At 64.3% G+C, this 21,791-nt stretch carries 21 protein-coding genes; 16 read left to right on the top strand and 5 right to left on the bottom strand.

The genetic code is table 11. From position 1 onward, the window contains the following. Position 1: 1 nt before the first annotated feature. A complete protein-coding gene (locus ACN9MZ_RS13740) occupies positions 2 to 1,258 on the bottom strand; it encodes a PepSY-associated TM helix domain-containing protein (protein WP_426342650.1) in 1,257 nt (418 codons plus the stop codon). A 92-nt stretch (positions 1,259 to 1,350) separates the two neighbouring features. Here ACN9MZ_RS13740 and ACN9MZ_RS13735 point away from each other — a divergent pair, with 92 nt between their 5' ends. Next, the gene (locus tag ACN9MZ_RS13735) at positions 1,351 to 3,507 is read left to right on the top strand and encodes a TonB-dependent receptor (protein WP_426342649.1); all 2,157 of its coding nucleotides are present in this window, start codon (positions 1,351 to 1,353) and stop codon (positions 3,505 to 3,507) included. Between the two features lie 3 nt (positions 3,508 to 3,510). Here ACN9MZ_RS13735 and ACN9MZ_RS13730 read toward each other — a convergent pair whose 3' ends face one another. Beyond that, positions 3,511 to 5,769, bottom strand: coding sequence for a carbohydrate binding family 9 domain-containing protein (locus ACN9MZ_RS13730; RefSeq protein WP_426342648.1), 2,259 nt, complete (start codon positions 5,767 to 5,769; stop codon positions 3,511 to 3,513). Between the two features lie 84 nt (positions 5,770 to 5,853). On the opposite strand from ACN9MZ_RS13730, the gene ccmA reads away from it, so the two are divergent. From ccmA to ACN9MZ_RS13660, 14 genes are all read left to right on the top strand, one after another. Further along, positions 5,854 to 6,474 (top strand): cytochrome c biogenesis heme-transporting ATPase CcmA, encoded by a 621-nt coding sequence (gene ccmA, locus ACN9MZ_RS13725; protein WP_426342647.1) that lies wholly within the window; start codon positions 5,854 to 5,856, stop codon positions 6,472 to 6,474. Beyond that, a complete protein-coding gene (ccmB, locus tag ACN9MZ_RS13720) occupies positions 6,468 to 7,136 on the top strand; it encodes a heme exporter protein CcmB (RefSeq protein WP_426342646.1) in 669 nt (222 codons plus the stop codon). The genes ccmA and ccmB overlap by 7 nt, the downstream gene beginning before the upstream one ends. 15 nt (positions 7,137 to 7,151) lie before the next feature. After that, positions 7,152 to 7,922, top strand: coding sequence for a heme ABC transporter permease CcmC (gene ccmC / locus ACN9MZ_RS13715; protein WP_426342645.1), 771 nt, complete (start codon positions 7,152 to 7,154; stop codon positions 7,920 to 7,922). Beyond that, positions 7,919 to 8,092: a heme exporter protein CcmD gene (gene ccmD, locus ACN9MZ_RS13710; RefSeq protein WP_426342644.1), complete on the top strand. Its 174-nt coding sequence runs from the start codon at positions 7,919 to 7,921 to the stop codon at positions 8,090 to 8,092. The genes ccmC and ccmD overlap by 4 nt, the downstream gene beginning before the upstream one ends. After that, positions 8,089 to 8,538, top strand: coding sequence for a cytochrome c maturation protein CcmE (ccmE, locus tag ACN9MZ_RS13705; protein ID WP_426342643.1), 450 nt, complete (start codon positions 8,089 to 8,091; stop codon positions 8,536 to 8,538). The genes ccmD and ccmE overlap by 4 nt, the downstream gene beginning before the upstream one ends. Further along, complete coding sequence (locus tag ACN9MZ_RS13700; protein WP_426342642.1) at positions 8,535 to 10,514, top strand: heme lyase CcmF/NrfE family subunit; 1,980 nt, start codon at positions 8,535 to 8,537, stop codon at positions 10,512 to 10,514. The genes ccmE and ACN9MZ_RS13700 overlap by 4 nt, the downstream gene beginning before the upstream one ends. After that, on the top strand, positions 10,511 to 11,038 hold the full coding sequence (locus ACN9MZ_RS13695; RefSeq protein WP_426342641.1) for a DsbE family thiol:disulfide interchange protein: 528 nt from the start codon (positions 10,511 to 10,513) through the stop codon (positions 11,036 to 11,038). The genes ACN9MZ_RS13700 and ACN9MZ_RS13695 overlap by 4 nt, the downstream gene beginning before the upstream one ends. Next, complete coding sequence (locus ACN9MZ_RS13690) at positions 11,031 to 11,348, top strand: cytochrome c-type biogenesis protein (protein ID WP_426342640.1); 318 nt, start codon at positions 11,031 to 11,033, stop codon at positions 11,346 to 11,348. The genes ACN9MZ_RS13695 and ACN9MZ_RS13690 overlap by 8 nt, the downstream gene beginning before the upstream one ends. After that, positions 11,345 to 12,436 carry a tetratricopeptide repeat protein gene (locus ACN9MZ_RS13685; protein ID WP_426342639.1) on the top strand — a complete coding sequence of 364 codons (1,092 nt, stop codon included), beginning with the start codon at positions 11,345 to 11,347 and terminating at the stop codon, positions 12,434 to 12,436. Before ACN9MZ_RS13690 ends, ACN9MZ_RS13685 begins: the two co-directional genes overlap by 4 nt. A 71-nt stretch (positions 12,437 to 12,507) precedes the next feature. Then, positions 12,508 to 12,669 (top strand): periplasmic nitrate reductase, NapE protein, encoded by a 162-nt coding sequence (gene napE / locus ACN9MZ_RS13680; protein WP_426171621.1) that lies wholly within the window; start codon positions 12,508 to 12,510, stop codon positions 12,667 to 12,669. Between the two features lie 2 nt (positions 12,670 to 12,671). Then, positions 12,672 to 12,941 (top strand): chaperone NapD, encoded by a 270-nt coding sequence (locus ACN9MZ_RS13675; RefSeq protein WP_426342638.1) that lies wholly within the window; start codon positions 12,672 to 12,674, stop codon positions 12,939 to 12,941. Then, the gene (napA, locus tag ACN9MZ_RS13670) at positions 12,938 to 15,433 is read left to right on the top strand and encodes a nitrate reductase catalytic subunit NapA (protein WP_426342637.1); all 2,496 of its coding nucleotides are present in this window, start codon (positions 12,938 to 12,940) and stop codon (positions 15,431 to 15,433) included. Before ACN9MZ_RS13675 ends, napA begins: the two co-directional genes overlap by 4 nt. A gap of 5 nt (positions 15,434 to 15,438) precedes the next feature. Further along, entirely contained in the window at positions 15,439 to 15,921 is a 483-nt protein-coding gene (locus tag ACN9MZ_RS13665) for a nitrate reductase cytochrome c-type subunit (RefSeq protein WP_426342636.1), read from the top strand. Positions 15,922 to 15,932: 11 nt separating this feature from the next. Next, positions 15,933 to 16,514, top strand: coding sequence for a NapC/NirT family cytochrome c (locus ACN9MZ_RS13660; RefSeq protein WP_426342635.1), 582 nt, complete (start codon positions 15,933 to 15,935; stop codon positions 16,512 to 16,514). Here ACN9MZ_RS13660 and ACN9MZ_RS13655 read toward each other — a convergent pair. Then, positions 16,500 to 17,459, bottom strand: coding sequence for a GlxA family transcriptional regulator (locus ACN9MZ_RS13655; RefSeq protein ID WP_426342634.1), 960 nt, complete (start codon positions 17,457 to 17,459; stop codon positions 16,500 to 16,502). The two genes, ACN9MZ_RS13660 and ACN9MZ_RS13655, sit on opposite strands and share 15 nt — an antisense overlap. A gap of 80 nt (positions 17,460 to 17,539) precedes the next feature. Here ACN9MZ_RS13655 and ACN9MZ_RS13650 point away from each other — a divergent pair, with 80 nt between their 5' ends. Next, a complete protein-coding gene (locus ACN9MZ_RS13650) occupies positions 17,540 to 18,175 on the top strand; it encodes a cysteine hydrolase family protein (protein ID WP_426342633.1) in 636 nt (211 codons plus the stop codon). A gap of 226 nt (positions 18,176 to 18,401) precedes the next feature. Here the strand turns inward: ACN9MZ_RS13650 and ACN9MZ_RS13645 are convergent, their stop codons facing one another. Together ACN9MZ_RS13645 and ACN9MZ_RS13640 are read right to left on the bottom strand one after the other, a co-directional pair. Further along, complete coding sequence (locus ACN9MZ_RS13645; RefSeq protein WP_426342632.1) at positions 18,402 to 19,328, bottom strand: Gfo/Idh/MocA family protein; 927 nt, start codon at positions 19,326 to 19,328, stop codon at positions 18,402 to 18,404. A gap of 13 nt (positions 19,329 to 19,341) precedes the next feature. Next, positions 19,342 to 21,786 (bottom strand): beta-galactosidase, encoded by a 2,445-nt coding sequence (locus ACN9MZ_RS13640; protein ID WP_426342631.1) that lies wholly within the window; start codon positions 21,784 to 21,786, stop codon positions 19,342 to 19,344. Between the last annotated feature and the right edge of the window lie 5 nt (positions 21,787 to 21,791).

Below are 21,791 nucleotides of genomic sequence, written 5' to 3'. Positions count from 1 at the left end.
CTCACACATTTTCACAGCTTTCAGTGTGATGCATTTGTGACCGTTTGGCAACTTTTTTAACTTCTTCTATGCTAGCTTTTGCAGCGGCGGCACGCGCTTTGCGATGCATCGCGCGGCGGCCCAGCCATAACACCAGGCCGGTGATCATGAAGGCCAGCGGTGCCAGGCCGCTGAAGGACACCAGCACCCGGCCAGCCATGCCGAAGGCCTCGCCGGTATGCAGGGGGAATTGCCAGTTCATGAAGGTATCGCCCGATGCCGCATTCAGTGGATCGCGCACGCGCAGCACAGCGCCGCTGAAGGCATCCACGCTGACCCGGGTACTGCCGTCGCCTTCGCGGATCTCGCCGGGCTGGCGCAGCCGGATTTCATACGGCGCCTTGGCCGAACCGAGCGACACGCGCGACAGGCGGCCCAGCGGCACGCGCTGTTGGGCAATCTCCATCGCTGCCGCGACATTGATCGGCTTGCGGCCCTGGTCCGGGCCATTGGCCACCTTGCCGTTGTGCTCCAGCGTGGCCACTGCGCCGACCACCGGGCGCACCCAGTCCGGCAAATTCATCGCCAGGCCGGTAAAGCCCAGCACGGCCAGCACCGGTGTCATGAAAAAGCCTGCCGAACGGTGGAAGCTGTAATTGAACTGGCGCGAGGTAACAGCACCGCGCACAGCCAGCGCCTTGCGCAGGCTGGCCAGCGTGTGCTTCGGCCACCAGAGAGCAAAGCCCAGCAGCGAGGTAATCGTCAGCAGCAAGCCGGCGATGCCGATCACCGTCTTGCCGACGTCGCCAGCAAACATATAGCGGTGCAGGAGGAACAGGGTCGGCATCAGCAATTCGCGCGACAGGCCGAATTCGCCGTAATTGCGCTCGCCGAGAATGTCCAGCGTGTAGCGGTCCAGCATGACCTGGCGCGACACATCGGTATCGAAACTGCCCTTGTCCTTGTTCGGTTTGCGGTACCAGGCTACGTACACGTCGTCGGCCTCGTACGGCAGCATCAGCATGGTCGGCTTGCCATATCCGGGCGCCGCAGCCAGGCGGTCGACCGCGGCCTGCGCCTGGGCCGGCGATGGCGCGGCATCGGCCTTGCCCTCGGCGCCGCGCGAGTGCAGCAGACCCGGATTCAGGGCCCCATCCAGTTCATGTGTCCAGGCGATCACCACCCCGGTCAGGCCGGCAATGACGAAGATCGCCCCGAAAACCAGGGACACATACAGATGAATATCGCGCAGCCGCGCACGCAGCAAACCGGTCAGCATTTTTCATGTCAGCAATAAAGTGTTTGAAATTATAAATGAGAATGATTATCATTGCTGCTTTCTTTTGTATCTTTCTGTTTAGGAGTCACTGTATGACCGCGTTGAATCCCCTCACCCGTGCCGTAGCACTGGCCTGCCTCGCCCTCTCCGGGAGTGCAGCATTGGCACAAAGTGCCGAGGAGCCGATGAAGGAAGTGGTCGTTACGGCAACCCGCAACAGCAAGAGCGTGGACAAGATCCCTGGCGCGGTCACCGTGATTTCGCCGCGCGAGCTGGAAACGCAATACCTGCTGGCGGACGATCCCTCCGCCGCGCTGGCCACCTACATCCCCGGCTACGCCCCGAGCCGCCAGAAGATGAGCTCCACCGGCGAATCGCTGCGTGGCCGCAACGCCCTGATCCTGCTGGACGGCGTACCGCAAACCAACCCGCTACGCGGCGGCATGCGCGAAGGCTATGTGGCCGATACCGCCATCATCGAGCGCGTGGAGGTGATCAACGGCGCCTCCGCCATGCAGGGCATGGGCGCTACCGGCGGCATCATCAACTACATCACCAAGTCGCCCAAAGCGGACGGCACGACGCAGTCGGTCAATGTGCGCATGGCTTCCCAGTTGCGCCACGACAGCCTGGATTGGAAGACCGGCTACACCCTGCAGCACAAATCGGGCGGCTTCGACCTGCTGGCGTTTGGCAGCATCCAGCAGCGCGGCCTGGGCTACGACGGCAAGGGCCGCCCGCTCGGCATCGAGGCGGTGCAGGGTGACACCATGGATTCGCAAGGTACCGACCTGTTCTTCAAGATCGGCAAGACCTTCGGCGACCAGCGCCTGCAACTGACTGTCAACCGCTTCCGCATGGAAGGCGACGGCGACTACAAACCGGTCGACGCCAACTTCGCCACCGGCACGCCAACCAGCTCAACTCCTGGCAAGCCACCGGAGGCGCCTCCACGCAACGATGTAAAAACCAGCAGCCTGGAATACCGCCACAACGACTTGCTGGGCGGAAGTTTCAACGCGCAGCTGTTCAAGCAGGACTTTGCCTCGCTGTACGGTGCCACCAACACGTCCACCTTCCAGGACGCAGCGATTGCTCCGAAAGGCACCCTGTACGACCAGTCCGAAGTGGTGGCCGACAAATATGGCGCCAAGATCACCTACGTGCGCCCGAACACCCTGGTCGAGGGTATGGAAATTACCGCCGGCCTGGATTACCTGCGCGATCGCACCAAGCAATGGCTAGCCGGCACCGGCCGTACCTGGGTGCCGACGCTCGACTTCACCTCGCTGGCCCCATTCACCCAGCTTGAGTATGAAATCGGCCCGTTGACGGTGCGCGGCGGCGTCCGCCACGAGGATGCGAAGTTGAACGTGGACACCTACACTACCCTGGCCGCCTACGGCAGCCGCCTGGTGCAAGGCGGCCAGCGCACCTTCACCAAGAACGTCAAAAACATCGGCGCGGTGTGGCGTTTCAACCAGAACTGGTCCGCCTTCGTCTCCAGCGCCGAAGGCTTTGGCCTGCCGGACGTGGGCCTGGTGCTGCGCGCCGTGAACAAGCCCGGCCAGTCGGTGGACCAGTTGTTCGACATGCAGCCTGTCGTCACGCGTAACAACGAAATCGGCGTGAACTGGCGTGGCGCCATGGGCAGCCTGGGCGCCTCGTTCTATGACTCGCGCTCCAAGCTCGGCACCGCATTGCGCGTCAACGCCGCCGGCATCGGCCAACTGGACCGCGTGCCGACCACCGTGCGCGGGTGGGAAGTCTCAGGTGAACTGCGTGCATCAAAGACCCTGTCGGCTTTCGGCTCCTTCGCCCGCACCATGGGCAAGACCGCCACTACCGCCGGTGCCCCGATGGACGTGGAACTGGGTGCGCGCTCGCAGGGTCCTGGCAAGCTGGTGGCCGGCACGAACTGGCAATTCATGCCGAAGGCGAACCTGCGCCTGCAGGCAACCACCCTGTTCGACCGCGACATTAATATCGACCGCAAGGTGGGCACCACCACCCTGGAAGAGCACTTCAACGGTTACACCGTGCTGGACCTGGCCGGCAGCTACGATTCCCCATGGGGCAAGCTGGGTGTAGGCATTGAGAACCTGACTGATCGACAGTACGTCGGCTACTACCCGCAGTCGGTCAACGTCAACTACACCGGGCAAACTGCGGTCAGCTACAAGGACCCTTCCTCGTACTTCGCAGGCCGCGGCCGCACCCTGTCGGTCAGCCTGACCCGCAGCTTCTAAGCCTCAGATTCCCCACTGGACCTTGAGCGTCAGGCCCTTGCTGGAACCCGGCAAGGCGCCGTTGGCGTCCGTCGTGGCGCCAATGGATACGATGCGGTCGTGACGCGTGGTGCGCTTGTACAGCAGCGAACGATGGCGGTATCGCTCGCTCCAGGGCTCCAGCAGCCGCGGCGCCACGTCCTGGCGCCCCGACGCGGTGTTCTGCACGATCATGCGCAGTGCATCGCGCGGCGTAGCGTGCAGGGTGCCGACCCAGCGCCAACCGTTGTCGCTGAAATCCTGCAGGCTGCGGTGCTTGACCCAGGAGCGATTCCAGCGATGGTCGGACTCCAGGCTCCAGTTGCCGGGCAGCGGGAAGCGCAGGTTCGCTTCCAGTTCCAGGTTGCCGCCCTTGCCTACCTGGTCCGCTTCCACGTCGAGCTGGCGGCCCAGCGTCAGCTCTCCCTTCAGTTTGACGAACCATGAGGATGGCGAGCTTTCGATGCCCATGTGCGCCGCGGGCGTCTTGTGCAGTTTCGCGCCTGCGCGCCCGCGCTGGCGGTCGAAGCCCAGGTCGGCCCAGTAGCGGGTCTGCCGGCCCGCGTAAAACCAGATGCCAGGCCTCACCCAGCGCTGCACCGTTTCATGCGAAAGCGTCCTGATTTCGTGCAGGCCGAGGTGCAGCTCCGTTTCGTAAGCCGCAAACAGCGCAAGGTCGCGCGCGCCGGTACGACGGTTGATCTCAACGTCGCCTTTGATGATGCCCGCCTGCGGCACGAAACCGTTGTCGTTGGCGAAGTTTGTGCCGATAACTTCCAACTGTGCGACGTTCAGCCAGTCGTCGGAACTGTAATTCAGCCTGCCGTAGCCATAGCCGCTGTTGCGCGCTTCGCTGGCAACCGCACGGCCTTCGCTATCGAATTGCGCGGTAGTGCGCGAGGCCATGGCGCTCCACGCAAGCTGGATGTTGCCGTCGCCGTTTGCCGGTGCGCGCCATTGGCCGTCGGTACCCAGCACGGTGTTGCGGGCACCGGCACCGTAGTCGCGGTCGGACAGGAAGGCGCCAGCCACTGCCTGCTCGCCATGGCCACGTGCGCGCAGCAGCGTCGCCTTGCTGTCGCCGGCGCTGGCTTGCTCCTGCGTTTCGTAAGGGCTGCCGCGCATCACGACGCCACCGGCGCGGTCATCCAGCGCCAGGGCCGTGGCATCGGCGTCAGCGCCGCGCCAGGTTGCACGCACGCCCCAGCGGGGATCGGCCACGGTGCGCGAGTAGAACGCCGGCAGCCGCATGCCCAGCACGTCCGCGCTTTCGAGAAAGAAGCCGCGCTTCTCCGGCAGGCTCAGGGCAATGCGGTTGGTGCCGTTGCTGGTTGGCGCATCGATCTCGACCTGCGAAAAGTCGGGATTCAGGGTGGCGTTAAAAACCCAGTCCGCGCGTGGACGGGCGCTGATATCCATGCCCAGGCTGGTCTCGCTGGTGCGCTGGCCGTAGCCGCGATTGAAGCGCTGCGTGAGTTCGGGGCGGAATTCCCAAAAGGCCCGGTCCTGCACCGTCGGCAGCACTTGAGCCATGCCATCGATTTCCTCCATCTCGGCGATGAAATGCAGCGACTCTTTCTTCAGCGGCGCGCTTAGCAGCAGCATATTGTCTTCGTGCGGCACGCTGCGCTCCACCATCAGGCGCCACGGCTTGCCTTCGCCATACGGGAAGCGCAGGCTCGATAGCGGCCAGCGTACTTCCATGGTATAGCCGTCGGGCAGCAGGTGGACTGCACTTTCGACCGGGTAGTCGGGACCCAGGTCTTCTTCGTCTTCGTCGGCGCGGTAAATGCCGTCGCTCATGACGCCAGCCACGTTGACGCGAACGAATTGCGCCGAGCGGCCATGACCACTCGGGTCGATCCAGATGCCGATGAAGTCCTGGTCGCGGTCAACCTTGTCGCGGCGCGCCAGCGTGCCGTTCAGGGTCTTCGGGTCGCCATTCCAGGCGCGGATGCCGAAGACCAGCGCATCCCGGTCCACCAGTACACGCACCGTGGTGCGCACGTGTTCCGGCGCATCTCGGCCATCTTCCGGCTGGAACTGGTAGAAGCGCGTGTTGACCGGCGCCAGCTCCCAGGCCGCATCGTCAAGGCGGCCGTCAAGCTGCAGCGCAAGCGCTTGCGGCGCCACATGCGCAGCGATGCTGCGGCGCTTGGGCTCCTCGCTTTCGGCGGCAAACAATGGGATGGATACAGCAAACTGGGAAAAAACCAGGAAGCGCAGAAAATTTTGGGCATACATGATCTAGATTATAGATTTGCCAATTTGGCCCTGGCAAGCGAACATACGGGTGATAGGATGATGGCCACTTCGATGAGGGGATTCATGGGATTGACCTGTCAACAGCTCACATGCCGTCGCGGCCGCAGCACCCTTTTCGCTGGCGTCAGCTTCTCTCTGCAAGCTGGCGAAGCGCTATGGGTGCAGGGCCGTAATGGCAGCGGCAAGACCACTCTTCTGCGCTCCCTGTGCGGGCTCGCCCTGCCTGACCGCGGCGCCGTGCATTGGCAGGGCAAGCCTGTCCTCGCCGCGCGTGCCCACTACCACTCCCAGTTGCTCCACATCGGGCATGCAGACGGCTTGAAGCCTGACCTGCTGGCGTGGGAAAACCTGGCGCTGGGCGGCCTGCCGGGCGAGCGGTGCAGCCGTGAAGACGCCATGCGGGCCCTGGATGAAATCGGGCTGCGGGCCGAGGCCCAGCGTCCGGTGCGCCTGCTCTCGCAAGGCCAGCGCAAGCGGGTTGCCCTTGCCCGGCTGCTGCTGTCGCCTGCCCGCCCCTTGTGGATCCTCGATGAACCGCTGGCGGCGCTGGACCAGGACTGCACGGCACAAGTCGGGCAGATCCTGCAGGCGCATTGCGCGCGCGGTGGCATGCTGGTCCTGACCACGCACCAGGACCCTAACCTGGCGGGCGCACGCCGGTTGCAGCTGGGCGCACCATGCTGAAAGCTGCCCGCCAGCTGATGCAACGTGACCTGCTGCTGGCCATGCGCCGGCGCAGCGACGCCTTGATGCCGCTGGCCTTCTTCCTTGTCACCACCACGCTGTTCCCGCTGGCGATCGGTCCGGACAGCAAACTGCTGCGCAGCGTTGCCCCCGGCATTGTGTGGGTGGCAGCCTTGCTGGCCTCCCTGCTTGGCCTGCAGCGCCTGTTCGCCGACGACCATGCGGACGGCTCGCTGGAGCAGTTGCTGCTGTCGCCGCAGCCACTTGAAATCCTGGTGCTGGCCAAGGTGCTGGCGCACTGGCTGACGTCGGGTCTGCCCTTGCTGGTACTGGCGCCGCTGGTCGCCCTGCAATACGGCCTCGACGCCGAATCAACGGGAGTGCTGTGGTTTGGCCTTCTGCTTGGCACGCCGGTACTGAGCCTCCTTGGCAGCATCGGTGCAGGCCTGGCGCTTGGCGCACGCGGCGGCAGCGTACTGGTTGCACTGATATTGATGCCCCTGTATATTCCCTTATTAATTCTTGGTAGCTCCTCGGTTGTAGCCGCCAGCGACGGTACCGGCAGTGCGCCCCACCTGATGTTGTTGGGGGCCCTGCTGGCGGGGTCGCTGGCAGCCGCCCCCTGGGCCACCGCCGCAGCGCTGCGGATCGCACACGAGTAGGACGGAGTTCAGCATATGAATCAACCGTATTATTCCACCGCAAACGGCGCCCGGCGCCGCCTCACGGTATTCACTTTCGCGTCCCCGCGTAACTTCTACGATCTGGCCGGACGGCTCATCCCCTGGTTCACGGCGCTCGGTGTGCTGAGCGCACTGGCCGGCTTGGCTATTGGCTTGCTAGTTGCGCCGACCGACTTCCAGCAAGGCGACGCCTACCGCATTATCTTCGTCCACGTGCCGGCGGCATGGATGTCGATGCTGGTTTATATGGCGATGGCGGGATGGGCCGGTTTCGGCCTGGCCTACCGCACCGGAGTCTCGTCGATCATGGCCAGCGCGCTGGCGCCGACCGGCGCCCTGTTCACTTTTCTCGCCTTATGGACCGGCGCCCTGTGGGGCAAGCCGACCTGGGGCGCCTGGTGGGTATGGGATGCGCGCCTGACCTCGGAGCTGATCCTGCTGTTCCTCTACTTGGGTTACATGGGTTTGCACGCTTCGATCGCCGATCCGCGCCGCGCCGACCGCGCGGCGGCGGTGCTGGCCCTGGTGGGTGCAGTGAACATCCCGATCATCTATTTCTCGGTTTACTGGTGGAACACCCTGCACCAGGGACCATCCGTCACGCTTGGCAAGGCACCAAGCATGGCGCCGGCCATGCTGGCGGCCATGCTGCTGATGGTGGCGGCGTTCTGGTGCTACGGGATTGCAGTCGCGCTGCGCCGCGCACGCTGCATCGTGCTGGAACGGCACGGCAGCGCTGCCTGGCTGCGCCGGAGGATGAAATGAATTGGAATAGCTTGCAGGACTTCCTCGCCATGGGCGGCCATGGCCGCTATGTGTGGGGTTCTTTCAGTGTGGTCTTGGGCCTGATGATGCTGGAGATATGGGCGCTCGGCCGGCGCGAACGCGAGGCCCGGGCCGCCGTCACGAATCACGATGAAGAAGGTGCGGCATGAAGCCGCGCCACCAACGCCTCGCCCTGATCGGCGCCAGCCTGGCGGCGTGCGGCATCGCGGCAACGCTGGTGCTGTCCGCCTTCCGCGACAACCTGGTGTTCTTCTTCACGCCCTCGCAGGTGGTAGCCGGGGCCGCACCGCGCAACGGCATCTTCCGCATCGGCGGGCTGGTCGAACAAGGCAGCGTGCGGCGGCTGGACGACGGCCTGACCGTCAGTTTCGTCATCACCGACAATGTGCAGAAGGTGCCGGTGCATTACAAGGGAACCCTGCCCGACCTGTTCAAGGAAGGCAAAGGCGCCGTGGCGCAAGGCCGCCTTGGCCAGGGTGCGCTGTTCCTCGCGCAGGAAGTGCTGGCCAAGCACGATGAGAACTACATGCCGAAGGAGGCAGCGCACGCGCTGGAACAGGGCCGCGCGCCCGCTTCGCTGAAAGGCTTGCCATGATCGCGGAAGCAGGTAATTTCGCGCTGGTCCTGGCCTTGCTGCTGGCAGCCGTGCAGGGCGTGCTGCCGCTGGCCGGGGCGCGGCGCGGCGACGTACGCTGGATGGCAATGGCGCGTCCGGCCGCTGCGGGACAGTTCATGTTCAGCACGCTGGCTTTCGGCTGCCTGTTCTATGCCCTGTACGCCAACGACTTCTCGCTGCGCTACGTGGCCCAGCATTCCAATACCCTGCTGCCCTGGCAATACCGCCTGAGCGCAGCCTGGGGCGGCCACGAAGGTTCGCTGCTGCTGTGGACCTGGCTGCTCTCCGCATGGACCCTTGCCGCGTCCAGCCTGTCGCAGCAGCTGCCGCGCGAGGTGCAGGCGCGCCTGGTGGGCGTGCTTGGCCTGGTGGCCGTGGGTTTCCTGCTGTTCCTGATCCTGACGTCCAATCCCTTCCTGCGCACGCTACCGGCCGCGCCGGATGGCAATGACCTGAATCCGCTGCTGCAGGATGCAGGAATGATTGCGCACCCGCCCTTGCTGTATATGGGCTACGTCGGCTTCTCGGTGACCTTCGCGTTTGCCATCGCAGCCCTGCTTGGCGGCCGGCTCGATGCGTCGTGGGCGCGCTGGTCGCGGCCGTGGGCGCTGGCCGCGTGGAGCTTCCTGACTCTTGGCATCGCAATGGGCAGCTTCTGGGCCTATTACGAATTGGGCTGGGGCGGCTGGTGGTTCTGGGATGCGGTGGAAAACGCCTCCTTCATGCCTTGGCTGGTCGGCACCGCGCTGCTGCATTCGCTGATCGTGACGGAAAAGCGCGGCACCTTCCGCAGCTGGACCGCGCTGCTGGCGATCCTGGCCTTCTCCCTGTCGCTGCTGGGCACCTTCCTGGTCCGTTCCGGCGTGCTGACGTCGGTGCATGCGTTTGCCACCGATCCGCGCCGTGGCGCCTTCATCCTGGCCTACCTGGCGCTGGTGGTCGGCGGCTCGCTGCTGCTGTACGCGTGGCGCGCACCGCGCCTGCGCCAGCGTACTGTCTTCTCGCCGCTCTCGCGCGAGTCTCTGCTGCTGTTGCAGAACGTCGTCATGCTGGCTGCAACCGGCACCGTGTTGCTTGGCACTCTGTACCCGCTGGTGCTGGATGCCCTCGGCGCAGGCAAAATCTCCGTCGGGCCGCCCTATTTTGAAAAAGTCTTCGTGCCGATGATGCTGCCAGTCCTGCTTCTGGTCGCGGCCGGTCCCCTCGCTAGCTGGCGCAACGGCACGCTGGTCCAGTTGGCGCGGCGCTTGCGCTGGCCGGCCGCCATCGCGCTTGGCATTGGCCTCGGCGCAGCATTGCTGGTACGGGGATCGCTCATGTCTTCGCTCGGCTTGCTGCTGGCAGCCTGGATCTTGCTTGGCACCGCCTGGCAATTGATCCAGCAACGGCGCAAGCTGGCGCGCCAGCCGCGCTCATGGTGGGGGATGCTGGCTGCTCATGCCGGACTGGGCGTGTTCGTGATCGGCGTCACCATGGTCAAGGGCCACGAGCTGGTGCAGGACGTGGTACTGGCGCCGGGCCAGCAGGCATCGCTCGGCGAATACGGCTTCACCCTGCAAAAGCTGGAAGACACACGCGGGCCGAACTACACTGCCTTGCGCGCCAGCGTGGCGGTCGCGCACCAGGGCCAGGCGGTAGCCCTGCTTCAACCAGAGCAGCGCCGCTATACCGTGGCGCAGGACACCATGACCGAAGCCGCCATCGACCGCGGCCTGCTGCGCGATTTGTACGTATCGCTTGGCGACTCGGCCGGCGACGGCCGCTGGCTGCTGCGCATCCAGCTCAAGCCTTTTGTCGGCTGGATCTGGGGCGGCTGCGTGCTGTTCGCCATCGGCGGCCTGCTGGCGGCGTCGGACCGCCGCTACCGCAGCGCACGCCAGTCACAGGACGCCATGCCCGATACCGCAGCCGCGCCTGCGCTGGCCGCCTCCTCCTTGCTGCCGGAGCCACAATGAAACGCTTCATTCTTCCCATTGGCCTGTTCGCGATCCTGCTTGCCTTCCTCGGCATCGGCTTGCAGCGCAATCCACGCGAGCTGCCGTCGCCCCTGATCGGCAAGCCGGTGCCGCAGTTCTCGGCGCAGATGCTGGACAACCCTGCCGACACGGTGTCTCCCGCCAAGATGCGGGGGCGCGTGTGGGTGCTGAACGTCTGGGCCTCCTGGTGCGAAGGCTGCCGCATCGAACACAAGGACCTGCTGGACCTGTCGCGCGCCGTTGACGCGCCGGTGATCGGCTTGAACTACAAGGACCAGCGCGGCGACGCCCTGCGCTGGCTGCAGAACAATGGCAACCCCTATCGCCAGATCGCCTTCGACCATGATGGCCGCATCGGCATTGACTTCGGCGTCTACGGCGTACCTGAGACTTTCGTGATCGACCGCCAAGGCATCGTCCGCATGAAACATATCGGCCCGCTGTCGTTGCCGGAAGCCCGAGAACGTGTTGCCCGCATGGTAAAGGAGCTGGCAAATGGCTGATGTCACCGCCACATTGGACGCGCGCACCATGGCGCTCGCGGGCGAACTGCGCTGCCTGGTATGCCAGAACCAGAGCCTGGCCGACTCGCACGCCCCGCTGGCGCTGGACCTGCGCCAGCAGATCCAGCAGCAATTGGCCCAGGGCCGAAGCGAGCAGCAAGTACTTGACTTCATGGTGCAGCGCTATGGGGATTTCGTCTTGTATGAACCGCCGCTGAACGCCAGCACAGCCCTGCTCTGGTTCGGCCCCTTGCTTCTCCTTGCAGCCGGTTTCCTGGCGCTGCGTGGATTCTGGAAGGGAAAACAATGAACATGTTTATCGCCATCATCGGACTCATGTCCGCCATCGCACTGGCCTGTGTCGTGCCGCCGCTGATGCGCCGCAGCGCCAGCGCGGCGCCCACTCCCGGCGCACCGGACGGCCAGCAACCGCAAACGCGCCTCGCACTGGCGCTCACGGTGCTGCTGCCCGCAGCAGCAGTTGCCATTTACATGCAGGTTGGCCGTCCCGACGCGCTGGCCATGCCGCAAGAGCTGCTGGCCGCATCTGCCACGCCAACCGACCACGGGCCGTCGGAGGAAGACATCCCGGCCATGGTTGAACGCCTTGCCGGGCGCCTTCGCACGCAACCACAGGACATCGACGGCTGGCACATGCTGGCGCGTTCTTACAGCGCCATGAACCGCCATGCAGATGCCGCGAAAGCCTACGGCCACCTTGCCACGCTGCTGCCGCAGGACGCAGGCCTGCTGGCCGACTACGCTGATGCCCTGGCTACTGCGGAAGGCGGCGCTTTGGCCGGCGAGCCGGAACGCCTGATCGAACGCTCGCTCGCCATCGACCCTCAGCAACCGAAAGCGCTTGCCCTCTCCGGCAGTGCAGCCTTCGCCCGCGGCGACTTTGCACGCGCAGAGAAGCAATGGCAGGCCGTCCTGCCTCTGGTGCCAGAGGATTCCGAATTCGCCCGCTCGACGCAGGCCGGCATTGCCGAGGCGCGGGCGCGCCAGGGTATCCCTGCCGCCGCAATCGACGCGCCAACACCAGGGTTGCCGGCACGCCTCTCCGGGACGATTCGCCTTGCGCCCGGGAGCGCTGCACCGGCCCCGGGGCAGGTGCTGTTCATCTTTGCCCGCTCCGCCAATGGATCGCCGATGCCGCTGGCGGCAATCAAGCGGCCTGCCGGTGATTTTCCGCTGCAGTTTGTGCTGGACGACAGCAACGCGCTGGCAGCAGAGACGCACCTGGCCGAGGCGGGGCCGTTGATCGTGGGGGCGCGAATCTCCGCCAGCGGCAGCGCTACGCCGCAGGCAGGCGACCTTGAAGGCCAGACCGCTCCGGTCAGGCCGGGCGCCAGCGGATTGGCGATTGAACTCGCCGCCCGGCCGCCAGCGAAATAATCTTGTATCAGGCAAGGCGCTTAACCTGCGCTAATTTTATGAAGCACCTTTCTCCGTAAAATGGTGAACAAATGGAAAACAAAGAACCAGTCGCCAGCAAGGCGCAAGAATTGAAGGTCTTCCTGTTCATGACGGTGGTCCTGGCCCCGATCCTCGCGGTAGCAACGGTAGGCGGCTACGGGTTCATCGTGTGGATGTACCAGATGCTCACCGGCCGCCTGCCAGGCGCATGACCATGGCTGCCGAAATCCACATCGCCGGCATCATAGTCCACGTCACTCCCACACAAGTGGCGGAAGTGCGTGCCCAGCTAGCCATCCTGCCCCGCTGCATCGTGCACGCCGCTGAAGCCGATGGTCGACTGATCGTCACGCTGGAAGCGGAAAGCGCACCCCGAACACTCGACGCAATGGACGCCATCCGGGCCCTGTCCGGCGTCCTCAACGTCGCCCTGGTTTACCAGCATGCCGAACCCGCCAACTCAATGGACGAGGAACTACAATGAAACAGACTCGCCGTGATTTCATCACACAGACTGCCGCGATGACGGCAGCCGCCACCGCCGGCATCCAGCTGCCTGCCGCCGCCTCCAACGTCGTCACCGACGCCGCCAAGACCCAGCTTAAATGGAGCAAGGCGCCCTGCCGCTTCTGCGGCGTCGGCTGCGGGGTCAACGTCGGCGTCAAGGACGGACGCGTGGTGGCGACGCACGGCGACATCAACGCCGAAGTCAATCGAGGCGTCAACTGCGTCAAGGGCTACTTCCTGTCGAAGATCATGTACGGCGCCGACCGCCTGACCCAGCCCCTGATGCGCATGAAGAACGGCAAGTACGCCAAGGACGGCGAGTTCCAGCCGGTGTCGTGGAATGCCGCCTTCGATGAAATGGCAAAACAGTTCAAGAAAGTGCTGAACGAAAAAGGCCCGACCGCCGTCGGCATGTTCGGCTCCGGCCAATGGACCATCTGGGAAGGCTACGCGGCCTCCAAGCTGATGAAGGCCGGCTTCCGCACCAATAACCTCGACCCCAACGCCCGCCACTGCATGGCGTCCGCCGTTGCAGGCTTCATGCGCACTTTCGGCATGGACGAGCCGATGGGCTGCTACGACGACATCGAAGCCGCCGACGCCTTCGTGCTGTGGGGCTCCAACATGGCGGAAATGCACCCCATCCTGTGGACCCGCATTACCGACCGCCGCCTGTCGAACCCGCACGTGAAAGTAGCCGTGCTGTCGACCTACGAACATCGCAGCTTCGAGCTGGCCGACCAGCCTATCGTCTTCACGCCGCAGACCGACCTGGCGATCCTGAACTACATCGCCAACTACATCATCAAGAATAATCGCGTCAACAAGGACTTCGTCAACAAGCACACGCGCTTCGTGATGGGCAACAAGGATATCGGCTACGGCCTGCGCCCGGACAATCCGCTGCAAAAGGCCGCCACCAACGCCGGCGATGTCGGCGGCGGCAAGCCAAGCACGTTCGAGGAATATGCAAAGTTCGTCAGCGCCTATGACGTGGAATCCGTATCGAAGCTGAGCGGCGTGCCGCGCGAGCGCCTGGAACGCCTGGCGGAACTGTATGCCGATCCAAAGACCAAGGTGACATCCTTCTTCACCATGGGCTTCAACCAGCATACGCGCGGCACCTGGTGCAGCAACCTGCTGTACAACATCCACCTGCTGACCGGGAAAATCTCCTCGCCAGGCAACAGCCCGTTCTCGCTGACCGGCCAGCCTTCCGCCTGCGGCACGGCACGCGAAGTCGGCACCTTCTCGCACCGCCTCCCGGCCGACATGCTGGTGGCTAATCCCAAGCACCGCGAGATCGCAGAAAAAATCTGGAAGCTGCCGCCGGGGACCATCCCCGAAAAGCCAGGCTTCCACGCGGTCCTGCAAAGCCGCATGCTCAAGGACGGCAAGCTGAATGCCTACTGGGTCATGTGCAACAACAATATGCAGGCCGGCCCGAACATCATGGGCGAAATCCTGCCCGGCTGGCGCAATCCGGACGCCTTTGTCGTCGTATCCGACCCCTACCCGACCGCCAGCACCACCGCGGCCGACGTGATCCTGCCGACCGCGATGTGGGTGGAGAAGGAAGGCGCCTACGGCAACGCGGAACGCCGCACCCAGTTCTGGCACCAGTTGGTGAGCGCGCCTGGCGAAGCCCGCTCCGACCTGTGGCAGCTGATGGAATTCTCCAAGCGGTTCAAGATGGAAGAAGTGTGGCCGGCGCCGCTGCTGGCGGCCATGCCGGCATACAAGGGCAAGACCTTGTTCGACGTCCTGTACCGCAATGGCCAGGTCGACAAATATCCTGCCTCGCAAATCGAAGCCGGCTACCAGAACGATGAGGCCAAGGCCTTTGGCTTCTATCCGCAGAAAGGCCTGTTCGAGGAATATGCGAGCTTCGGCCGCGGCCATGGCCACGACCTGGCGCCGTTCGACATGTACCACGAAGCGCGAGGGCTGCGCTGGCCGGTGGTCGACGGCAAGGAAACCCGCTGGCGTTATCGCGAAGGCCTGGACCCTTACGTCAAGAAAGGCGAAGACGTGCGCTTCTACGGCCACCCGGACGGCAAGGCGGTGATCTTTGCGCTGCCATACGAAAAACCGGCCGAATCGCCGGACAAGGAATACCCGTTCTGGCTGTCGACCGGACGCATGCTGGAGCACTGGCACACCGGCACCATGACGCGCCGCGTACCGGAGCTCTATCGCGCCGTGCCAAACGCAGTCTGCTTCATGCATCCCGAAGACGCCAAGGTGCTCGGCGCGCGGCGCGGCGACCTGATCGAGGTCAAGTCACGGCGCGGAATGATCCAGACTCGCGTGGAAACGCGCGGGCGCAACCGGCCGCCGCGCGGGCTGGTATTCATTCCGTTCTTCGACGCCAGCCAGCTTGTGAACAAGGTGACGCTGGACGCTACCTGCCCAATCTCTTTGCAGACTGACTACAAGAAGTGCGCAGTCAGCATCCGCAAGGTCTAGGAGCCATGGCCATGAAAAAATTCGCATTCCTTCTTGCTCTTCTTCTGCCGCTGGCCGTCCTGGCCCAGGTGCCGGCGCCGCGTGCCCTCGACAATATGCGCGGCCCGACGCCGCTGGCCGAAACCACCAAGCCGGCGCCGATGGTCAATCCCGACAACAGCGATATCCGGCGCGTGCGCAATTACTCCATGCAGCCGCCGGTCATTCCGCACAAGATCGAGGGCTACCAGACCGACAAGAGCGCCAACCGCTGCATGATGTGTCACGCCCGCACCCGCACCCAGGAAAGCCAGGCGCCGATGATCAGCGTGACGCACTTCCAGAACCGCGACGGCAACTTCCTCGCCGAGCTGTCGCCGCGGCGCTATTTCTGCCTGCAATGCCACGTGCCGCAAGCGAACCTTGAGCCGCTGGTGCCCAACCAGTTCAAGGACGTCGACACGATGCTGAACCCAGCCACGCCGGCAACGCCGGCCAAGCACAAATAAAGGGTGCCGCCATGTTCAGGCTGATTAGAAACTACTGGAACGTCCTGCGTCGCCCAAGCATGCACCTTAGCCTGGGTTTCCTGGTGATCGGTTCCTTCGTGGCTGGCGTGATGTTCTGGGGCGGCTTCAACACCGCCATGGAAGCCACCAACACGGAAAAATTCTGTACCGGCTGCCATGAGATGCGCGACAACGTCTACCCGGAGCTGCAGCGCACCATTCACTTCTCCAACCGCACCGGGGTACGCGCCAAGTGCTCCGACTGCCACGTGCCTCACGAGTGGACCAGCAAGATCGCCCGCAAGATGCAGGCATCCAAGGAGGTGTGGGGCAAGGTGTTCGGCACCATCGACACCCGCGAGAAATTCGAGGCGCACCGCATCCAGCTTGCCGGCAACGAGTGGCGGCGGATGAAGGCCAACAACTCGCTCGAATGCCGCAACTGCCACCAGTTCGATTCGATGGACTTCACCCGCCAGAGCAAGCGTGCGGTGGATGCCCACTCGACGCAGCTGGCCAGCGGCGAGAAGACCTGCATCGACTGTCACAAGGGCATCGCGCATACCCTGCCGGATATGTCAGGCGTCAAATAGCTTGCGGTAGGCCGACGGCGAGCTATGGAAGGCAGCGCGGAAGTGCTGCCTTAGCGATAGCGCGCTGCCAAAACCGGCCGCCTGCGCCACCGCTTCGATCGAAGCGCCGCTGGTTTCCAGCATGCGCTGGGCATGGACCAGGCGCTGGTTCAGCAGCCATTGCTTGAACGACGTGCCAGTAGCCTGGCGGAAGTGACGCGTGAAATTGCGGCGGCTCATGGCGGCCCGTTCCGCCAGCGCATCCAGGCTGTGTTCTTCGGCCAGCCGGTGCTGCACCCAGTCCAGCACCTGCGCCATGCGGCTGTCGCTGGCGGTAACCGGCAGCGGGCGGTTGATGAACTGCGCCTGTCCTCCTTCACGGTGCGGCGCCACCAGCAGGCGGCGCGCCACCATGTTCGCATAATCGGCGCCCTGCAGCTTGCGCAGAAGGTAGAGCGAGCAATCCAGGCTGGCTGCCGCGCCGGCCGACGTCAGCACGTCGCCCTCGTCCACATATAACACTTCTTCATCGACCTTCACCAGCGGGCAGCGTTCCGCCAACTGGCCGGCAAAGGCCCAGTGCGTAGCGACGGTGCGGCCATCAAGCAGGCCCGCTTCCGCTATCGGGAACGCGCCCAGGCACAAGCCGACGATGGTCGAACCGCGCGCGTGGGCCTTCTTCAGCGCCTGCAATAGCGCCGGTGGCGAAGGCCGGCAGTCGTCGTGCCAGGTCGGCATGATGACGATATCGGCGTTGTCCAGGGCGCGCAGGCTCTTGCTGGTCGAGATCTCAAAGCCAGCGGTGGTACGCATCGGCCCTTTTTCTGCTGCGCATACCGTCACCTCGTACAAATGCTCGGCATGCGGCCCGCCGAATACCAGGCAAGGCACGGACAGGTGGAACGGGGTGAGGCCGTCGAAGGCAATAATGGCCACTTTTTTACGCATGGCCCGATTATATCGCATGTTGTCTCTTGGGCCACTGTCGCGAAATCGGTGCTGACCGCACAATGGATCCCATCAACAACCCAAACGGAGGAAACACCATGCCACGCCGCGCCCTGATCGTGATCGACGTACAAAACGAATACTTCACCGGCAAGCTGCCGATTGAATACCCGCCGGTAGAGCAATCGCTGCCGAATATTGTCCAGGCCATGAAGGTGGCGCGCGAAAGCGGCGTGCCTGTGGTGGTGGTGCAGCACGACACGCCAGCCGGCGCACCGGTGTTTGCCGTCGGGTCCGACGGCTGGCAGCTGCATCCGGAAGTCGCCGCGCTTGGCGCCGATTATGTCGTCAATAAAAAGCTGGCCAGCAGCTTCGCCGGCACCGGCCTCGCGCAATGGCTGGCCGATAACAAGATCGACACCCTGGCGATTGCGGGCTACATGACTCACAACTGCAATGCCTCAACCATCATTGAGGCTGCGCATATGGGGCTGGCCGTGGAATACCTATCCGACGCCACCGGTTCGCTGCCGTATGAGAACGCAGCCGGACGCGCGACGGCGGAAGAGATCCATCGCATATTCAGCGTGGTATTCCATTCCAACTTCGCCGCCGTGACGACCACGCGCGATTGGGCCGACGCCGTCAGCGCCAACCGCGCGCTGTCGAAGGACAATATCTACTTGTCCAACTCGCGCGCCCGCGAAAGCTTGGGCCGCGCTTCGTCGCTCTGACGCGTGCCGGCAGGGCCGGTGGCCGACTCCTGCGCGCCGGCATGCTGGTCCTGCTGCAGGCTAGGTCGAGGCACTTGCGGCCTCGCCGAGCTGCCCGCTAACCTTGACGCGCAACGCAAGCAAGCCAGCGCCAACAGGCGCTGGATGGTCGGGCTAACCCTGGTCAATACTTCAATGATCCTGGGACTGTCCGGCAGGATCTTCGGCCTGTATTGACCTGGCTCGCCTACTCAATATACGGTTCAGCGCTCGTGAGGTTGCCAACCAGGAAGGCATCCGCCACTGCTTGCAGCGGAGTGAGGTCGACGTCGGAACTCTTGCTGGCTACCAAGCGCCGGAAGTGCTCGTACATCGAAGGGTATTCGCGCTCCGGCTCGTCCAGCACCACCTTGCCATTTACCTCCATGATACGACCGCCCAGGTGCAGGGCCATGGTATCTCCCGCCGCCGACTGCACGAAGATGCTCCAGGTCTGTTGGCCCGTCTGCAGGAAATCGAACTCCGCATCGATCGGCACGCCGCGTTCACTGAACATTTCCAACTCAGCCTGGATCGGCGCACTGCAATTCGACGGCACATGCAGGGCCGCCTTGTGCACCAGCGCGTGACCGCCCAGCAGGTGCGTCAGGATCGACAAGGCGTTAATGCCGGGATCGAACACGCCCATGCCGCCTGCTTCGAAGATCCATTTCTGCCCCGGGTGCCATTGCCGCACGTTTTCCTTCCAGCGGATCTGGATGGACTTGATGGGCCGCGCCAGCATCCAGTTGCGCGCACTTTCCACACCGGGTGCGAAGCGAGAATGCCAGCCCGCCAGCGCCGTCACGCCATGCTGCGCCGCCATGGCTGCAATGGACGCGGCCTCGCCCAGCGTTGCCGCCGGCGGCTTCTCCAGGAATACGTGCTTGCCGGCCGAAATCGCTTCGCAGGCGAGCTTGTGCCGCACCTGGGGCGGAGTGCAGATCGCCAGCGCCTCGATTTCAGGATGCGCGGCCAGCATGCTGCCCATGTCCGGGTAACGCAGCACGCCTTCCGGCGCACTGGCCGGGGAGCAGCCCGCCACCAGCTCGAGGCCCTTGTTGCCGCGAATCGCGGGGATATGCTGGTCGACCGCAATCTTGCCCAGGCCGACGAGACCAATTTTCAATGCCATATTCAAACTCCGTTCAGCGGCCAATTTCTACACGATACACCGGCGTGACCTTGACGCCGCGCAGTTCCGCTACCTGCGCCTGCCCGTTGAACGCGGGACGGTGTTCCTTCGGCAGGTAGATCGGGGCGTCGGCGCGCAACGGCAGTACCGTCAGCGTCAGCGCAGCACGTTCGCGCGCCGGCAGGTTGCTCAGGCCGAACTGCCAAAGCTGGCCGTTGTAATACCAGTCGTCCACCAGGCGCGTGCCGTCGAACAGGCGGCCCACGTCGCCGACAAAATCAATTTCCAGCAAGGCGCCATCGACTCCTTTCGGACGGGTCGTACCCAGCGACAGTTCCCATGCTGCGGAGTTGCCGAAGACTTCCGCATCCGGCTGGACTGCCGCCTTGGCGTTGCCGCCAATTTTAATCGGAGGGACTGGCTGTGCGGCGCGCAACTTGCGCGCAGTGACGGCCAGTTCCTGGCTTGGCAGGCTTGCCTCGACCACCTGGAACAGGCCGTCCCTGCCGCTCGCCTGCAGGGACGTGCTGCCCTTCAGCGGCAGCGGCAGGGCCGGGAATACTGCCGCGCGGAAGGCTGGCTTGCCCGGGGAGCGCAGCACCAGCCGGCCGTTGGCAAAGTGCACCTGGCTATCGCTGACCACCAGGCGACGTTCGCCCTGCAGCTGGCCGATTGCCATCTGGCGCGCCTGCTGCTGCGACAGGACCAGCACCGTCACCGGTCGCTTGCCGGCGCAGTCCAGCGTCAGCGCAGCATCGAGGCCGGGCTGGATGCCTTGCACCAGCACGCCGCCGTCCGCACTGCCTACCTTGCCCTGCGTCTTGAGGCAGGCGCCAGCCGCCGCGTCCAGCGCGAATTCAGGCGCAATGCCGTCCTGCGCCGCGAACACGTACACGCTGCCCGCCTTGCCGCGCTCCAGCCTGGCCACCGGTTGCGCGGTGGCGTAATGCAGGCGGTAGCCATCCATATCGAAATTGATCGGCCAGAAGAAGTAGCTGCCGGCCGCGATATCGACCGGCTGGCGCGGCAGCGTAACGGCCTGTCCGTCCAGCTTCACCGCAAACTGCACCTGCTTCTGCGCCGGCAGCGCATATTGCCGGACATGACCGTTATAGAACAGGAAGGCCTGTTCGCCCTTGCTGCGCACCGACCAGCGTGGAACCGACAAGTCGGCCGGGTCGGCCGGCACAAGCGACGGCTTATGCACCGTCATCGGCGCCAGGCGCGCGCCGAAGTCGTTCATGAAATAGTGGAACGGGCGCAGGTAAGCCAGAACGTCGCGCTGCTGGCCGTCAGGACCCAGCGGCGCATTGAAGTCGTAGTTGATGGCCGGCGTGTCGTTGTAGCCGCCGGTGCGCGTGCTCTCCTCCATGGTGGTCATGCCGACCGGATTGCGGCCGCCATGGAACATGTAATAGCCCATCAGGTTCACGCCGGAGCCCATCTGCACCGGCAGGGTCGAGGCAATATCGTCCGGCGACACCAGCGTGCGGCGGCGGTACATGGCCGGCAGCCCGGCGCCATACTCCGCGCCCAGGAAAGGCGTGCGGTCCATATCGGTTTCCGCGGTACCCTGCTGGGTGGCGCGGGTCTGCGCACCAAGGTCGCCGCTGACGCGCGTGTCGAAACGGAAGGCGTAGGTTTCCTTCGGCGGCAGCTCGGTCTTGCTGGTGGCCCACGGCTCGTCCTGGTAACCGCCGAAAACCGGCACCACTTCGCCGGACGGATACAAGGTCTGGTCCCAGCCGGTCACCGTATAGAACGGCACGTCGATGCCGGCCTTCACGGCCATGCCTTTCAGCGTGGCGATGTGCTGGGCGCCGCGGCCCGTGCCTGCCAAATTGTATTCGTTCTCGATCTGGACGCCGATCACGGGCCCGCCCTGCTTCCACAGCAAGCCATCGACCTGTTTCGCGATCTCGCGGTAGAAGCGGTCCACGTATTTCAGGTATTGCGGGTCGTCCTGGCGGGTCGGCATGGCATCCACCACCCAGTCGGGAATGCCGCCGTAACGCACTTCCGCGTGCGACCAGGGGCCAACTCGGATCCACACCTCCAGCCCGGCCTTGTTGGCCAGCTGGATGAAGCGTCGCAGGTCGCGGTTGCCGCTCCAGTCGAACTTTCCTTCTTTTTCCTCGTGGTGGTTCCAGATGATATAGCTGGCCACCACGTTGATGCCGGCCGACTTCATCTTGGCCAGCTCGGCCTCCCAGCTGTCGGCCGGACTGCGCGAGTAGTGGAATTCGCCCATTACCGGCAGCCATGGCTGACCGTCGCGTGTCAGGTAGCGGCTGTTGATGCCAAGGGCATGGCTTCCGGGAGCGACGGCCGTGCCCATCTTGATATGGCCGGACAAAGGCACCGGTGCGGGAGCGCTGGCATCGACTGCCAGCACCTGCCCGGCCTGGGCGGCGTGAACGAACGCCATCGCGGCCAGGCAAAGTGTGTTACGGATCATCGGCA

The organism is Pseudoduganella sp. S-14, assembly GCF_049913285.1.
Classification (GTDB): domain Bacteria; phylum Pseudomonadota; class Gammaproteobacteria; order Burkholderiales; family Burkholderiaceae_D; genus Rugamonas.
This window is presented reverse-complemented; position numbering and strand designations above follow the sequence as displayed.

What these genes read in the sequence shown, in the direction of transcription:
- ACN9MZ_RS13695 (WP_426342641.1), top strand. Translation starts at nt 10,511, where the DNA reads ATGAAACGCTTCATTCTTCCCATTGGCCTGTTCGCGATCCTGCTTGCC.
- ACN9MZ_RS13650 (WP_426342633.1), top strand. Translation starts at nt 17,540, where the DNA reads ATGCCACGCCGCGCCCTGATCGTGATCGACGTACAAAACGAATACTTC.
- ACN9MZ_RS13685 (WP_426342639.1), top strand. Translation starts at nt 11,345, where the DNA reads ATGAACATGTTTATCGCCATCATCGGACTCATGTCCGCCATCGCACTG.
- ccmC (WP_426342645.1), top strand. Translation starts at nt 7,152, where the DNA reads ATGAATCAACCGTATTATTCCACCGCAAACGGCGCCCGGCGCCGCCTC.
- ACN9MZ_RS13645 (WP_426342632.1), bottom strand. Translation starts at nt 19,328, where the DNA reads ATGGCATTGAAAATTGGTCTCGTCGGCCTGGGCAAGATTGCGGTCGAC.
- ACN9MZ_RS13690 (WP_426342640.1), top strand. Translation starts at nt 11,031, where the DNA reads ATGGCTGATGTCACCGCCACATTGGACGCGCGCACCATGGCGCTCGCG.
- ACN9MZ_RS13730 (WP_426342648.1), bottom strand. Translation starts at nt 5,769, where the DNA reads ATGTATGCCCAAAATTTTCTGCGCTTCCTGGTTTTTTCCCAGTTTGCT.
- ACN9MZ_RS13640 (WP_426342631.1), bottom strand. Translation starts at nt 21,786, where the DNA reads ATGATCCGTAACACACTTTGCCTGGCCGCGATGGCGTTCGTTCACGCC.
- ccmE (WP_426342643.1), top strand. Translation starts at nt 8,089, where the DNA reads ATGAAGCCGCGCCACCAACGCCTCGCCCTGATCGGCGCCAGCCTGGCG.
- ACN9MZ_RS13740 (WP_426342650.1), bottom strand. Translation starts at nt 1,258, where the DNA reads ATGCTGACCGGTTTGCTGCGTGCGCGGCTGCGCGATATTCATCTGTAT.
- ccmB (WP_426342646.1), top strand. Translation starts at nt 6,468, where the DNA reads ATGCTGAAAGCTGCCCGCCAGCTGATGCAACGTGACCTGCTGCTGGCC.
- ACN9MZ_RS13665 (WP_426342636.1), top strand. Translation starts at nt 15,439, where the DNA reads ATGGCCATGAAAAAATTCGCATTCCTTCTTGCTCTTCTTCTGCCGCTG.
- ACN9MZ_RS13675 (WP_426342638.1), top strand. Translation starts at nt 12,672, where the DNA reads ATGGCTGCCGAAATCCACATCGCCGGCATCATAGTCCACGTCACTCCC.
- napA (WP_426342637.1), top strand. Translation starts at nt 12,938, where the DNA reads ATGAAACAGACTCGCCGTGATTTCATCACACAGACTGCCGCGATGACG.
- ccmA (WP_426342647.1), top strand. Translation starts at nt 5,854, where the DNA reads ATGGGATTGACCTGTCAACAGCTCACATGCCGTCGCGGCCGCAGCACC.
- napE (WP_426171621.1), top strand. Translation starts at nt 12,508, where the DNA reads ATGGAAAACAAAGAACCAGTCGCCAGCAAGGCGCAAGAATTGAAGGTC.
- ccmD (WP_426342644.1), top strand. Translation starts at nt 7,919, where the DNA reads ATGAATTGGAATAGCTTGCAGGACTTCCTCGCCATGGGCGGCCATGGC.
- ACN9MZ_RS13660 (WP_426342635.1), top strand. Translation starts at nt 15,933, where the DNA reads ATGTTCAGGCTGATTAGAAACTACTGGAACGTCCTGCGTCGCCCAAGC.
- ACN9MZ_RS13700 (WP_426342642.1), top strand. Translation starts at nt 8,535, where the DNA reads ATGATCGCGGAAGCAGGTAATTTCGCGCTGGTCCTGGCCTTGCTGCTG.
- ACN9MZ_RS13655 (WP_426342634.1), bottom strand. Translation starts at nt 17,459, where the DNA reads ATGCGATATAATCGGGCCATGCGTAAAAAAGTGGCCATTATTGCCTTC.
- ACN9MZ_RS13735 (WP_426342649.1), top strand. Translation starts at nt 1,351, where the DNA reads ATGACCGCGTTGAATCCCCTCACCCGTGCCGTAGCACTGGCCTGCCTC.